This is a genomic window from Anaerotignum neopropionicum (assembly GCF_001571775.1).
Classification (GTDB): Bacteria; Bacillota; Clostridia; order Lachnospirales; family Anaerotignaceae; genus Chakrabartyella; species Chakrabartyella neopropionicum.
Window position 1 is genome coordinate 51,932 of the sequence record NZ_LRVM01000010.1, and the last position, 15,320, is coordinate 67,251.

The 15,320-nt window shown below is 44.3% G+C and carries 11 protein-coding genes and 1 riboswitch; of the genes, 1 reads left to right on the top strand and 10 read right to left on the bottom strand.

Going from position 1 to position 15,320, the window contains the following annotated elements; genetic code table 11:
• Positions 1–116: 116 nt before the first annotated feature.
• The 9 genes from CLNEO_RS12655 to CLNEO_RS12690 form a co-directional block, all read right to left on the bottom strand.
• The gene (locus CLNEO_RS12655; RefSeq protein WP_066089701.1) at positions 117–1,295 is read right to left on the bottom strand and encodes a cation:proton antiporter; all 1,179 of its coding nucleotides are present in this window, start codon (positions 1,293–1,295) and stop codon (positions 117–119) included.
• A gap of 10 nt (positions 1,296–1,305) precedes the next feature.
• Positions 1,306–1,707, bottom strand: a complete 402-nt coding sequence (locus tag CLNEO_RS12660; protein ID WP_066089705.1) for a universal stress protein — start codon at positions 1,705–1,707, stop codon at positions 1,306–1,308.
• 45 nt (positions 1,708–1,752) lie between these two features.
• Entirely contained in the window at positions 1,753–2,751 is a 999-nt protein-coding gene (locus CLNEO_RS12665; protein WP_066089709.1) for a GGGtGRT protein, read from the bottom strand.
• Between the two features lie 13 nt (positions 2,752–2,764).
• On the bottom strand, positions 2,765–3,457 hold the full coding sequence (locus CLNEO_RS12670) for an iron-sulfur cluster assembly scaffold protein (RefSeq protein WP_066089711.1): 693 nt from the start codon (positions 3,455–3,457) through the stop codon (positions 2,765–2,767).
• A gap of 45 nt (positions 3,458–3,502) precedes the next feature.
• A riboswitch (Fluoride riboswitch) is annotated at positions 3,503–3,576 on the bottom strand.
• 663 nt (positions 3,577–4,239) lie between these two features.
• On the bottom strand, positions 4,240–5,562 hold the full coding sequence (locus CLNEO_RS12675; protein ID WP_066089713.1) for an EAL and HDOD domain-containing protein: 1,323 nt from the start codon (positions 5,560–5,562) through the stop codon (positions 4,240–4,242).
• A 239-nt stretch (positions 5,563–5,801) separates the two neighbouring features.
• A complete protein-coding gene (locus tag CLNEO_RS15495) occupies positions 5,802–6,023 on the bottom strand; it encodes an integrase core domain-containing protein (RefSeq protein ID WP_157723578.1) in 222 nt (73 codons plus the stop codon).
• Positions 6,024–6,042: 19 nt separating this feature from the next.
• Positions 6,043–6,384: a recombinase family protein gene (locus tag CLNEO_RS12680; protein WP_330382605.1), complete on the bottom strand. Its 342-nt coding sequence runs from the start codon at positions 6,382–6,384 to the stop codon at positions 6,043–6,045.
• A gap of 436 nt (positions 6,385–6,820) precedes the next feature.
• Positions 6,821–12,022 carry an S-layer homology domain-containing protein gene (locus CLNEO_RS12685; RefSeq protein WP_066089719.1) on the bottom strand — a complete coding sequence of 1,734 codons (5,202 nt, stop codon included), beginning with the start codon at positions 12,020–12,022 and terminating at the stop codon, positions 6,821–6,823.
• Positions 12,023–12,038: 16 nt separating this feature from the next.
• Positions 12,039–12,287 carry a hypothetical protein gene (locus tag CLNEO_RS12690; RefSeq protein ID WP_066089722.1) on the bottom strand — a complete coding sequence of 83 codons (249 nt, stop codon included), beginning with the start codon at positions 12,285–12,287 and terminating at the stop codon, positions 12,039–12,041.
• Positions 12,288–12,465: 178 nt separating this feature from the next.
• Between CLNEO_RS12690 and CLNEO_RS12695 the strand changes: the two genes are divergently transcribed.
• Positions 12,466–13,152 (top strand): response regulator transcription factor, encoded by a 687-nt coding sequence (locus tag CLNEO_RS12695; protein ID WP_066089726.1) that lies wholly within the window; start codon positions 12,466–12,468, stop codon positions 13,150–13,152.
• Here CLNEO_RS12695 and CLNEO_RS12700 read toward each other — a convergent pair.
• On the bottom strand, positions 13,149–15,065 hold the full coding sequence (locus CLNEO_RS12700; RefSeq protein WP_242864206.1) for a sensor histidine kinase: 1,917 nt from the start codon (positions 15,063–15,065) through the stop codon (positions 13,149–13,151). The genes CLNEO_RS12695 and CLNEO_RS12700 overlap by 4 nt on opposite strands.
• Between the last annotated feature and the right edge of the window lie 255 nt (positions 15,066–15,320).

Sequence of the window (15,320 nt, forward strand, 5' to 3'; positions counted from 1 at the left end):
TAGTTGTGATTAATTAAACCAGTATAAAATAAACCAGTAAACACTGAACTAATTGTAAAAGCTACAAATAATTCTTCTAACAAATGACTAAAAACATACAAACTAATAATTTAAATTTACTTTCTTGTGAGTAAGTGGCGATATGTCATATCTATACTAAATGCACCTAAAGGTGCTATAATTAAAATTGCAAGTACAGCTACCGTAAGTACAATCTGTCCGCATGAAAGTCCCATAGTAAGGGGTATAGAACCTATAGCAGCTTGAACTGTAGCTTTAGGTGAATAGGCTATCATACAAAACAAGCGCTCCTTGTTAGATAAATTTGTCTTAAGCATACAGATAAACACACCCAGCATACGAAATACAAGAGCCCCCAAAATTACCAAAACAGCAGCAAACCCTGCAGATACCGCATATTTTATATCAACAGTTGCTCCTACAAGTACAAACAACATTACTTCCGCAGCTACCCATAACTTTGAATATTTAACTGCCAGCCGTTTCGCAATCTCTGGTCTCTTACGTTGTACAGCAATACCACAACTCATAACCGCCAATAATCCTGAAAATGGAAATATTCCATTTAATACGCTTTCAATTGCTACAAGAAGAAACGAAATGCTTAAAAAAACTACCACCTTAACAGAATCCCTCACATGAACCCTTTGATAAAAAGCTGAAAATAAAATACCAATTATAATGCCCGCCAAAATACCTGTAACAATAGAAACTGGTATTTGTACAAATGTAATAGGTGAAATGTTTCCGCCCTGTGCCAGTCCCATAAAGGAGGTAAACATTACAATAACAAATACATCATCTACCGAAGCTCCTGCTAAAATCATTTGTGGAATGCTATGATTTACTCCGTACCCCTCCTCCATCAACTTTAACATTTTAGGCACAATTACTGCTGGAGATACTGCCGCTATTACAGAACCCATAATAGTAGCATCCAATACTGAAATGTTTAAAAGTCTTGGAGCAATAATAATCATACCAATAATTTCGAAGCAGGCTGGAACAAAGCACATTAACACAGCTGGTCTGCCTACCTTTTTCAAATCATTAATATCCAAAGAAAGCCCCGCGCGTGTCAAAATAATAATAAGAGCCATCTGACGCAAATTAGCTGATATACCTAATATGGATGAATCCAACAAGTTCAAAACATACGGCCCTAGCAAAATTCCCGTAATAATCATTCCTAGCAAGCTGGGCAGCCTTAACTTTGTAAAAATCCAACCTAAACTCATTCCAACTAAAAAGCTAAGTGCAAGGCTTGTTAACATTTAAAATCACTCACCTTTCTGGTACAATTACAATGACACAATTTGCATACTTTACAACGTGAGTAGTTACAGAACCAATAAAACGTGACCAGCCGCTTTTTGTTGATTTTGTCATAACTATGGTATCAATGTTATTTTGATTAGCAAATGTTAAGATTTCCTCTCCAGCACGCCCAAATCGAAATTGTGTATCAACAATAAAATTATTTAATAGTGTTGCATTTTTTTGCAATATTGGCTGTGATTCCAATTTGGCCTGTTCGTATTCATCCATCGAACGCATATCGTTCAAGTCCTCTCGCACAATCAATATTGTAATATCAACATCATTAGGTGAAAACTGTGTTTCAACCCACTCAATGGCTTTCATACTTCTTTCGCTTCCGTCTATTGGGAGTAATATTTTCCTCATAATTTAAAACTCCTTTTCACTATACTATTAGAATCGTCAATGTGCTTATTTCAAACTTTCCGCAACTGCAACTGCTACTGCCACAGTGGCTCCTACCATTGGATTATTACCCATACCAATAAATCCCATCATCTCAACGTGCGCAGGCACAGATGAAGAACCTGCAAACTGGGCATCTGAGTGCATACGTCCCATAGTATCCGTCATGCCAAATGAGGCAGGACCAGCCGCCACATTGTCCGGGTGTAGCGTTCTACCAGTGCCGCCGCCTGATGCTACAGAAAAATATTTTTTACCCAGTTCTATGCATTCTTTTTTATAAGTACCAGCTACTGGATGTTGAAAACGAGTTGGATTTGTGGAGTTGCCTGTTATTGATACATCTACACCCTCAAGATTCATAATGGCAACACCCTCACGCACCTCATCGGCACCATAGCAACGAACCGCTGTCCTTTCGCCTGTTGAGTAGGCAATCTCACGCACTATGGCTACCTCGCCTGTTACATAGTCGAATTGTGTCTGCACATAAGTAAAACCATTAATTCTAGAAATAATCTGTGCAGCATCTTTTCCTAAGCCATTTAAAATTACTCTTAAAGGCTCTTTTCGAGCTTTGTTGACATTTTTTACGATACCAATTGCACCTTCTGCTGCAGCAAATGACTCATGCCCAGCTAAAAATGCAAAACACTTTGTTTCATCTCGTAAAAGCATTGCACCCAAATTGCCGTGACCTATTCCTACTTTACGATCCTCGGCAACTGAACCATGGATGCAAAATGATTGCAAACCTGTTCCTATTGCCTCGGCTGCCTCCGCTGCTACTTTACAGTTCTTTTTAATTGCAATTGCGGCTCCCACAACGTAAGCCCAGCAGGCATCTTCAAAAGCAATAGGCTGAATTCCCCGTACGATTGCATAAGGGTCTATTTTCTTTGAGTCACAAATACTTTTTGCAGAATCTATATTGCTAATCCCCGATTCCATCAAGACGGTATTAATTTTATCAATGCGTCTTTCATAATTTTCAAATAGTGTCATATTTTTCGCCTCCTTATTCCTTTCTAGGATCGATATAATTAACGGCATCATCAAACTGACCATAGGTGCCCTTGGCTTTTTCAACTGCTTCGTTAGCATCAATGCCATTTTTAAGAGCATCGGTAAACTTTCCTAAATTGAGGAATTCATAACCGATAATTTCCTTTTCTGCGTTTAGCCCAAGGCGAGTCACATAGCCCTCTGCCATTTCTAAATAACGTGGACCTTTGGCTTTTGTTCCAAACATAGTACCCACTTGGCTCCGAAGCCCTTTTCCTAAGTCCTCAAGCCCTGCTCCAATAGGCAGTCCTCCTTCTGAAAAAGCAGTTTGGCTTCGCCCGTATACAATTTGCTGAAACAACTCTCTCATGGCAACATTTATGGCATCACATACCAAATCTGTATTTAGAGCTTCCAAAATTGTCTTACCAGGTAAAATTTCGGCAGCCATAGCGGCAGAATGTGTCATTCCAGAACAACCAAGTGTTTCTACCAAAGCCTCCTCAATAATACCATTTTTGATATTCAAAGTAAGTTTACACGCTCCCTGCTGAGGTGCACACCAACCTACACCATGTGTTAGTCCACTTATGTCCTTAATTTCCTTTACCTGAACCCATTTTCCTTCCTCAGGGATTGGTGCTGGTCCATGGTCAGCTCCTTTTGCCACAAAACACATATCCGATACTTCTTTTGAATACATCATACTTTCACTCCTTTTTTATACAAATAAAGCCGGTGATTCTGCAAATAAATTGCAGAAGTCATCGGCTAAATAAGCGGTTTAGGTTTAACCCTTGGGAGAACTTCATTCCCAAGAATTTATTATACAAGAACATCTATCCAATGTCAATTCAAAAGATTTATTTAAGAACTGAATCAGTGTATTGCAAGGATTTTAGAAGAACATGGTATGAGAATATTGGCGGTACACGTGCTCTGGCACCTTTCATCATCGAGACGAGTTTTAATATGTATGTAATCAGGGACTTGAGCAACGCCAAGAATTAACGTAGCAATCACTATGCCGGTAATAAGAACAAGCGATATGGACTAATGACATCCTCAAAGGCATACAACCTAAGCACCTATAGAATAAAAGCGCAATTCCAAGCGGATGTAACTACATGGTTTGATAGAGCTTCTTCAGAAGTTGGTGCATGCTGGGAAACGCGCAAGCAAAACCTGTAGCTTTTGTCCATATGCAAAAGAATTGATTGACTCAGATAGAGCCCTGTTTAGCCTCCAAAATCAGTAATAAAAATCCCGATATAGTGTTCCTTTCATATGACAGGCACCCTATCGGGATTTTTACATTGAAGAATATTTAAAAAACCCGATCAGGAAAATTTGTCACGTTCGGCTGGCAGACTGACAGGCAGAAAAGCTTTTCTCATAGACTTGATGCAGCACCTCCATACCGAGAGGCGTTCGCATCCTGCTTCCGATGCTGTTTATATGTGCCCTTTTTCGTTTTGACCGGAATAATTATACGTTCTCGTCGGGAAGGTGGGCGGGAGCGGTGATCCGCGCCCAGATCATATTGGCCCGATCCACAGAATCAAAATACAAACTGGTGAGCAGGTTAGTGGGAATATGAAGTTCGTCCGCCAGAGTAGTGATGCGATCCCAGTCGGCCCGTTCATAGCTGAGAAGCAAAGAATACAGTTTGCCGGCGGGGCCCTTTTGGTAGAGCAAGGCATCTTTGACTTCGTCTGCGACTGGGACTTCGGCCAAAATTTCTTCCATGGGTGCGTCTACCAGACAGCCCAGTGTAGAAAACATGCCGATCAGGTAGGCATCGCCCTTAGAAATTGAGAGCGTCTTCTGAGTGTAGTCACTCAGAACGCTGCAGAAATTCGCCCGCAGGAAAGACAACTTGAGGAACTCCTCAGAGGATGGATCGATTTCATTTTCCGCATTGCTGGCACTGAGAAAATAGATCCATTGACGCAACTGCCCCAGCCCCAGAGTCATAATGGCCTGGCGGATGGTGGTAGAGCGGTGTTTGGAAGAAAAATAGACGGAGTTTGCCATGCGCAGCAGGCCGAAGACCATGGAAGCGTCTTGGGAAACCAGCTGCTCAATCTCGTCAATATCCGGCTCATCCTGGGTGATGGCCACTATCAGTCGGAAAAAGTTGCTTTGCAGATATCCGCTGGTGTGTGCTTTAGATGAGAGCTTTTCTGCCACAAAAGTACCCTCCAACGCATCTGCGCGCAAATTTATTGCGCAATTATAAAGCTCTTCGTTGGTAATATTCGTGGCGATACATTTCTTATCCATGCTATGGGCAAGCTCAATGATGTTGGACAATGTCGTCACCGAAGTCGTAGAAAAATTTAACTTGATATAATGAATCTTGTCCATCAGCGCTAAATAACGAGGAGCGAATCTGAACTCGTTTACCGCGATTTTGTAACCCTCCTTTGCAAACTTCTGGACGAAATTCATAGCCAGTGGGTAGATAATTACGTTATCTTCAATCTGAATAACCAATTCCGTCTTTTTGAATAACCGGGGCGCACTCTTCATTAACAGCGTAGGTGTAAAAGTCATGAAATTCAAAGTTCCCGTCAGAGCTTTATCGGTATTCTGCGTTAAAAAATTATAAATGGCATTTGCGGCGGCAAAGTCATTTCTAAAGGCCGGAGCATTGGATGCAGAGGTCGTAGAAACGTTTGTCTCCCCCGAAGAAGAGGGGCTGTCAGCGCCAAATGCCTGATTTTCGCCGTAGTAGAGAAGTTCGTAGCCGATGACATTGCTGTCCCTGTCTTTGATTGGCTGCCGTACAATATACTTGTTGTTCACCGTATTCTCCTTTCGACAGGCTGCGGTAGCGTTCTGTTTTACGGCCCGTTACGCCTGCTTTATATGTAGATTAACATCTTTATATTATATTAATCGGCATAATCTAGAAAGAAATAACACTTTTTTGAGTTTTACACACAACTGCGATATTTCTCACCCCAAAAGCATTATTCAAAACAAGAAAATCAGCAATTCTGTCCTGGTTAACCTAGGTTTTAACACCACAGTATAAAATTCACTTATGCAGCACAGCATACGGCATAAGGCATAAACCCTCCATAATAAGCGTGGGGTCTGACGTGGTTAGATTTCACATACACGAATTCATAAATTCTCCGTTCCAGTTCATCTGACGAATGAAAAGAAAATAGGTTAAAATAATCATTTTTAAGTTTATTATGAAAACGCTCCATTGGTGCATTATCATATGCACAACCCGCACGGCTCATGCTTTGCTGCAAATGATTTTTCTCGCAAAAATCATTGAGATCCCTTGATGTAAACTGGATTCCTTGGTCGTTGCGGTAAATTTTCCAGAATATATTTGCTATTAGATTTGCTCTTTGATGCTTCTATACTTCCGTCATCATTACGCACAATTCTTCCACGATACTTCATTTCTTCTTGCACTCTATCAAATATATCTTTTGCTATAATGGCTGGGTGAGTAGTTTCTACATAGTTTTTTGGCCACTCATCATGATTCGCTTTTCTTTTTCCAGTAATATAATCTTCAGTAAAAGTTTTCTGAAACATAGTACAGCCTTTATACTTTTCATTAGCTTGTATCAAGATGTACAACAAAAAAATACTTACTTTCAATTGTAAAATAGGTTCCCAAAAAATTTATTATAAAAAGGAACTCACCTTACAACGTCTTTTTAAATCACTTATATACAATTAAAAACACATCCGCCGATTCCCATTTTGCAATCGGCTGATGCGTTTTTAGTTGTATATATAATCTTTTAATTTGTTAATGCAATTTGGATATCTCATTTTTTACCGAATACCATCAGACCGTCTTTCGCAAAGTAATAGGTCTTATTGTTTCCGTTTGCACCCAGATCCTTGCACCCAGATCCAAAAAACAACTAACATAGTCTTGCCTGAATAAAAACGCCAATTATCGCCGTCTTTTACCCATCCAGTTTGTAAAACGCCATTTGAAGTCATACTTCACACCGTCGATGGTCTGTGTACCGGTGAGAACTTTGCCGCCCTTGTAATACAAGGACTGTTCGGCATCGTTCAGCGTTTAGCCCTGAGTTGTATCTGGGTCTATGGTCAATTCGATATAGCGATAAAGCATGGAAGAAACCTCTGCACGCGTCGCATTTGATTTAGGATTGAACTTGTTATCTGTTCCGCCCGTCATAATGCCTGCCTGTTGCATCGCTGTAACCGCAGTTTTATAGTAATCGCCTATACTGGAAGCATCTGCATATGCAGTTGCCTTACCCTCAGCGGGTAAAGTGTAGCCGGTAGCCTTGGTAAAGTTTGCGATAATAACAGCAATTTCCTCACGAGTAATTGCCCTTTCAGGAGCAAATTCATCGTTGCCAATGCCATGAATTATTTTCGCTTCATACGCCCATTCAATATAAGGCTGGGAAGTGCTTCCTACTTTAACATCGGTGAAACTGCTTGTGGTATAACTACCTACATCTTCACCTGCAAGTCTGCCAAGGGCAGTCACCAGTGTTCCACGGGTCATGAATGTGTCTGGTGCAAAGGTTGTTTCCGTAGCTCCGTCAATCATACCCTTGCCTACTACATATTCAATGCTTTCCTTTGCCCAATGCTTGCTAATGTCGGTAAATGTTTTTCTTGGTTCGGTATAGCCTACACCATACATAGAGAAATGGGGTGTCGTAAAGAGGATGCTTCCGCTTTTTGCATCATAGGTTGAACCCTCTACACGAGTTGCATTACCATTTTCATCTACATAAACGGCATGCAAACCGCTGATTGCTTCACCATTTGCTGGTGTGTAAGGGATTGCTACCGTAGCACCACCTTTGCCAAAGCTAGACACTGTACTGTTATTTCCATAGCTAACAGTGATGTTATATACAGGTCTTGTGCCAATGATTGCCCTTGCCGTTTCAGAAATTTCTGACTGGGGAGTAATGGTAATATTTATGCTGCCACTTGTTTGCTTTTGAATTTCCTTCAGCGCTTTCTGGTCAAAGCTGATCGCAACAGGAGAGCCATTGATTTCAAGGCTTGATACCCCTGCGCTCACAAGGCCATTCAATGCACTTTGTGAAAGCGTTGCTGTTAGTGCAGTTGCGCCTTTTGGCATTGTAACATTTAAAACAATCGAGATACCGTCTTCGGTTTTTTCTTGTTTGGCTGCCTCTGCCTGTGCTTTAGCAATTGCATCAGTTACAGCTTTATCTGAAATAGGTGCACTTGCTTTACCGTTTGTTCCAACGGTTGCCGCTATAGAAGCAACTGCGGTAACTGGTTGGTTTGGCTGTTTTTCTTTTACAGTTGCAGTGTTTGCAGCACTGCTTCCACCAGAGGAGGAACCGCCGCCAGAGGAGGAACCGCCACCGCTTGAATAGGTTGAAACCGTAACAGCACAGGAGGCTGTATAGCCGCCATCGGTTGTGGTAACTGTAATGTTTGCTTTACCATTGCTAATTGCTGTTACAAGTCCGTTTTCATCCACTGTTGCAACAGATGTATTACTGCTTTGCCATGTTACAGATTTATCTGTAGCATCAGCAGGGGTAATTGTTGCAGTAAGATTTGCGGTTTTGGTGCTTTTGTTGCTGTAAAGAGAAAGCGTCGTTTTATTTAGCGTTACTCCAGCAACAGGTGTGACACCAGTGGGAATATCTTCATAGGTTGCCGTAACCTCCACTGCATTTGCAGGCATGGTAAAAGTTGTGGTTAATGCCTTTGCATTTGCAAGGGTTACTCCGCCGTTTACAACTGTCCACTCCTTAAAGCGTTTACCACTTGGTGCAGAGCCGGCGGTAATAGTTACAGCTTCACCTGATGATGCAGATATTTTGTTTGCCGTGCCACTATTAATTGTAATAGCGTGCGCTGTTATGTCGCCACCTTCGGAAACAGTAAGATGAGCTAAATTACTCATAACATTGCTGTTCCCCTCGCCAAACGCATAGCAGAAAATGGTTGCTCCATTCATTGCCTTGGTGACATTGTTGATAGTCAGCGTCGTCGTTGTGGCGCCGGAAACTTTATTCGGGGTATCTTGGATCATTCCGTTACTATGCGGGATGTCATTATCATCAGCAGTACTATACCACTGATAACGCGTAGCATTATCCGCCGTTATGCTAAAGGTGGCAGTGCCACCCTCCTGAACGGTAACATTCTGAGGGTGATTGGTGATGACAAGTGCCCCAGCCGGAATATCCTCATAGGTTGCCGTAACCTCTACTGCGGTTGCTGGCATTGTAAAGGTTGTGGTTGCCGAGGTAGTGCTGGCAAGGGTTATGTCGCCGCTGACAACCGTCCACTCCTTAAACTGCTTACCGTTGTCTGGTGTATTTGCGGTTATGGTGACAATTTCATTCTCTAACGCATTGTACGAACTTGCCGTACCGTTATGAACGGTTACAGTGCCCTTAGTAAAATATGTGCCGTTCCACACATAGTCACCCGCCGACAGGCCGTACTTAGTTACCTCAGCCTCCGCTGCTCTCACGATGGAATTGCCGCTGGTCAGGACGGTGCCTTGGTCGTTAAATTTTTCGCTGGCCCCACGAAGTTTAGCGCCTTCACTGAGAGTAATCTTACTGTTTTGGTCAGCGGTAATGGTCAAACAGCTAAAATACAATCCGTTGAAGTTTTCCCCATCGGGATCATCGGCCACATTGTTCACGTTAATCGTGGAACCGATCATATTTAAATACATAACATACAATCCTGCATAGCCGGCACGATCAATCGTAACTGTACTGTTTTCAAAACTCATTGAGCGTTCCATTCCAATGTAATCGCTATCAATTTGCACCGTACTGTCTTTGACTGTAGTGCCGCCAGAGACATCAATACCAGTGGTTTTTCCGGTATTGGCGACCGTCACAGAACAGCCACCGTCCACTGTTAGTGCACCTGGTCCCTCAATACCTCCACCGAACGAGTTTTTAACGTCCAACTTGCCGCCGTGGATCAGTAGTTTTGCATCGGTGTTCAGAGAAATTCCCACTGATGATGTATAACTACCAGTGCCCTCGCTGTTTTCAACGGTAATGTTGGTACCATTGCTTTCAAGGGTGCCATAAGCTTGAACGCCACCATAACCATTGCTGTCATTAATTTTCAGTGTACCCGCTCCCGTTAATGATAGGGTTTTTCCGACTTGAATATACAGCATACCGTTGGCCCCGGTGGAAAGGGTATAGCCTTCAGGGATATTGATCGTATGATTTGCCTCCCCAACAATTTTTTCTGTCATGGTGATATTCGCTGTGACATTGATGACTCGTGGCGATTTCAACTCAAGTGCCGTTTTCAGCTCGCCAGCGGTGGAGACATCAATCTCTGCGCCCTCATAAGTTGCTGTTAGCTCCACCATGTTTTTGGGCATGGTAAAGGTGGTTGGTGACTGTGCTGCCGCTGTTATACTGCCGCTGTCAACCTGCCACGCTAGGAACTGCTTCCCGTACTGTGTGTCGGCAGTAATTTCAACGATATCACCCAGCGCCGCAAATTCCGGGTTTGCTGTGCCGCTATTGACGGTGACGGCGTAGGTTATCTTACCAGTTATGATGCTGTTAATCATTACACTACCGTAAGTCCGAACGGCTACTTCGCCAGTTCCGTTTGCCGTCACCGTGCCGTTTGTGCCAATCGTTACATTATTGGCGGTATTGGCGGCGTTATCCATATAGATGACTGGATGCGTGGACTCTGTTGCAGTGTTAGACACCGTGCCCCCGCTGACCGTTACGGCGGAGCTTGCGCCATCAGCATAGATAGCAGTACCCTTGGTGGCGCTGACTTCTCCACCGCTGACTGCTACGCTACCTGAAGTCTTGATGGCACAGGCAGTACTACTGGAAACTCCCTGCGCCAGAACCTGACCGGTACCGCTTACCAATACGTTTTCCGAAGTATTGTTTGTGTTTGTTATATAAATTACCGAATATTTGTCGTACGAAGCAGAATTGGATACTGTGCCGCCGCTGACTGTTACGGTAGAGCTTTCGCCAGTGGCAAGTATGGCGCTGGAAAAAGCGGAACTGACCGTACCGCCGCTAACCGTCACATTGCCGGCAGCCGTAATGGCAACACCGCTTATGGCGCTGATTTGGGCGTTCTCCTTGACTTCCACATCGCCGCCTGCATTCACTGCCTCATTAAAGCCGTTATTCGTCGCCTCCACAATACAGTTGCCACTGAAAATAGAGGTAGTGTTTGATGCTATTTTTATAGCTATCGCTCCGCTGTTATTGGATTGATAGTTGTTTCTAATTGTACCGCCACTGACCGTCAAATTTAAATTTTCGCCTAAATCAATGGTACCATTTTCGCAGGCACTTGTAACGGTGCCGCCTGTAATCGTTACGTCTCTTAGGCAACGAATGGCATGGCCCGAATCGGATTGAATCTCGCCGCCGCTGACAACAATTGCAGCAGTGCCGAAAAGAGCAGTGCTCACGGTGGAAGTGATTTCGCCGCTCGCCACCTCAAATGTACCATCTCCACTTACGGACACTACGTTAGGTTTATAACCTGCAGCCGCCGTAATGGACGCCTTCCAGATCACCGTCACACCCTCGGGGATAGAAATCCCGATGGATGTCACTTTTGTCGCTGTTCCAGTAACGGTGACGGTGCCTCCGCTAAGTAGCGCCGCATTAATGGCCGTTTCAATTTCCTCTTTGTATTCCGAATCGGTTTTGTCCGTGATATCGACGTCTGTACTCGTCGCAGCGCCAGTAGGGGCGGGGTCGCCCAAAAGTTGCATTTCCGCTCCAAGCAGAATAGGTACGGCAGCTTCTTCCACCGTTACCATAATCTGCGGCGCAGTCACGCCATCCGCCAGCGTTGTACCCTCCGGAATAGTAAGGGTAGGGGTAAAAGTGTAATCCCCCGCTGTGTTGCCGTCATAGTCCGGGTTGGCTGCCCAATCAGACACCTCAACTGTGGTTTCTTCCTGTGTTTCAGTCTCCTGTGCCTCGCTGTCCGTTGCCACGTCGTCACCGCTTTCAGTCTCAGTCATTGCGGAGACGGTAGTCACGGTGACAGTCAAAGTGCTTGGAAGATTCAATTCCTCCAAAGTTGTGCCGGTTTCTACCTCCTGTAAAGCAACATCCTCCGCCAAATCTGCAAAGGCAGTGATTTCACTTGTGCTAGGGGATGTACCGGAATCCTGAACGCCCTCCTCAGCAAATGCTACGGTAGGTAGCATGGTAACTACCATGCACACCGAAAGCAGCAGACTGCCGATTTGTTTTCTTGTTGGTTTCATTTTTAATAGACCTCCTTCATTTTTTAATGGTTTGCATCGACAGCCATTGCAGTATCTCTCCCAGAGCGATCCGGGGGCCATTCCGCCAAAAAATGCTCTGGCCGTCGGTATTCGGGCGGGGCAGTACCTCCAAGTCCCGCAGGCTGTCGTAGCTGTGGTCCGTTTCGGGCAAACGCTGGGTATCGAACAAAATCAAATGACCGTTGTTTAGTTCAATATCCAGTGTCTGACCGTCTACGATGTCCACCCGGGTTATTTGCAGCATAAATATCACCTCATTTCAGCCGGTTTCGTTTTTATATTCTGGCACATTAAAGGGTACCAGAAAAATTTTCCTCTGTGGGAAAGGTCAAGAAATCTTAATCGTTTTTCAAAGAATTTTATAGCGTTTCCTTTTTGCATAAAATATGGTAAAATGATACAATAAAATTTGAGGTGATGGGATGAAAAAAATAAAGCTCTTAATGATAGAGGATGAAGCCGATGTGCTGGAAATCAATCGGGAGTATTTTGAAGGGAAGGGCTATGAAGCCATCTGTGCGGCCACACTTTCCAAGGCACGGTTTCTGCTGGAGGAACACGCTCCCGACCTGATTCTCTTGGATGTGATGATGCCGGACGGCTCCGGTTTTGACTTTTGTGCCGAGCTGAGGCAAAAAACAAACGCCCCCATCATCTTCCTGACATGCAGGGACGAAAATGAGAGCGTAGTGAAAGGTCTTTTGCAGGGCGGAGACGATTATGTCACAAAACCCTATGACTTGAACATACTTAGTGCGCGGGTAGCGGCACAACTTCGCAGAGCCGGTATCATGACCGCCGGAAAAATTGAGCTTTCCCCGCTGATTGTTGATTTTCTATCCGGAGAAGCAACCCTTGATGGGAAACACATTCCTCTGACACAAAAGGAATTGCAGCTGCTTGGATGCTTTGCCCTATTTGCCGGGCGGCGACTCACCTTTGAAGAAATCTACCGTCGCGCGTGGGGCGAAATGTCCCCCGGTGCCTCTGGAACCATCAAGACCCATGTAGCGAATCTGCGCAAGAAGCTGAAGCTGGATGACGGCGGCTGGTTTGAGCTGGTAAGTTCCGGCCGAAACGAATACATTTTTAGCAAGGTACGATATTAGTCCTGATGCACAGGCAGGTTAAAGAACACTGAGGTGCCATGTCCCTTCTCGCTTTCTATCCAAATTTCACCGCCGTGATGCTCTACGATATGCTTGCAAATATATAATCCAAGTCCGGTGCCGGTATCCTGACCGCCGCCGGATTTTTGTTTTTTGCTGTACCGTTCAAAAATATGGAGAATCCGTTCCGTTGCAATTCCTATGCCGGTATCCGATACACAAATCAGGATTTTGTCATATTCCTTCCTTACGGATATGGTAATCACGCCATCTGCGGTGAAGCGCACCGCGTTGGATATCAAATTGACAACCACCTGGGAAATCCGCGCCGGATCGGCATGGACGGCGGGAAGTCCGCCTTCGATACGAATGTCCAGTCGGTTTCGGTTTTTGTTCAAGATAGGGTAATGGGTTTCAATAGCGGCATGGATAATTTCATCCACATAACAGCGCACCGGCTCCATGACCATGCGCCCTTCTTCCATGCGTGTCACGTCCAGAACCTGTCCCACCATCAGGGAAAGCCGCTCTGCCTCGGAGGAAATCAGTGTCATTCGGCGTGATACTTCGCCTTTATCCAGCGTATCCGGTTGTCCTGCAAGCTGTTTCGTGGTCTGCGCATAGCCGGACATGACCGTCAGAGGTGTTTTCAATTCGTGAGAAACATTCCCTAAAAATTCTGTTTTCAAACGGTTTAAATCTTCCAAAGCTGTTTTTTCCACTTCCAACTTCTGCTCTGCTTCTTTGGCTTCCCCCAGTACCCGATTGTTCATTTGGAACAAAGACACCGTCTGTGCCAGCACAAACACCAGCATGGCAGTTTCGGATATGGGCGTGTTGGTATGGTCGCCCAACACATCGCTGTACATCACAATATCGGAAATGGCAGCAAGGTAAAAAACAGCAATGCCGTACATGGCAGCGGCCTGTTCCTTTATGGGGTTGCGCATTTTAAAGAACAGAACGGTAATCCCCGGAACAATACACAGAACCAGCAGTATCTGATAATATTTCAGTACCTGGGTATAAAAAATGGAATCCCCAAACAATATGCACGCACCGTAAATACAGGAGCCAAGAATCGCCGTATATTGAACCACCCGCAGGAATTTTCCAATTGCAAATTGTCCGAGGTACAGAGAAAGAAAAATAGTCAGCAGCACCACACTTAGATATTCCAGCATGAATGACAAATTTCCGTGTATGAGAAAATAAGTCCATGCCTGACTTTGCAGACATTCTCGCAATGCCATGACGACACAGGCAAGAGCGAAATACAAGGTTGCCCTTGTGCGGGAGAGTATCAGGTAAATACCCAGTAGCAATACAGCCGCACACAAAAGCGCTCCCATGACCGCCATCCCCTTGATTCGGTGGAATGTAAATACATCAGGAACTGTTCCAGATTTATTTAGGCTCAATTCTGCAAGGGATGCGCCTCTCTTGGCATGATAAAACTGTGCACTATGGAGGATGATCTCCATCTTTCCATCTTCCGCTGCGGCGTCAACCGTAATGTTGTTTTCCCAAACCTCGGTATTCAGCTTAGTAGTTCCTGGTTTTCCTGTTTGCCCAGCAAGTCTGCCGTTCACATAGACACGCATGGCATGGCGACCGGAAAGGGTAAACGTCAGGGCATAGGTATCGCTGTTATCAGGGAGGTTAAGTATAAACCGCTGGGAAAGATATTGCGCCGGAATTGATTCAAATTGGTCAACACTTTCGGGCACGGAAGTATTCTCATTCGCCGGCATTAGATATGTATTGGGGTAATAGGTCGTAACTGGAGCCAGTTTAATCACTGTTTTTTCTAAGTCTGTTATATTACTCAAGTCATAGATACCATTCTGCTCCGTAACGGTGATGCTTTTCGGAACCGCCCCCGGGAACCAAGTCAGGCTGACCAGTGCCATAAGTACTCCCGTTGTAAAAAGTGCCGCTAATAGAATAGACAGCAGCTTATGCTTATAAATAATATTTTTGATACACAGCACCTCCTTTAACCGGTCATTTTTTTTCGATACTTTTTCATGGTTTAAAAATATCATAATTTTTTTATTAGGAGTCTACGTCCATTTCCTTTACGCCTGTCCTCTGGCCTCTCAGCATCCTTGGGGACAATCCACACGTTCCCGATTTTCTGTGCACCCTCTATGTGTCCATTCGCA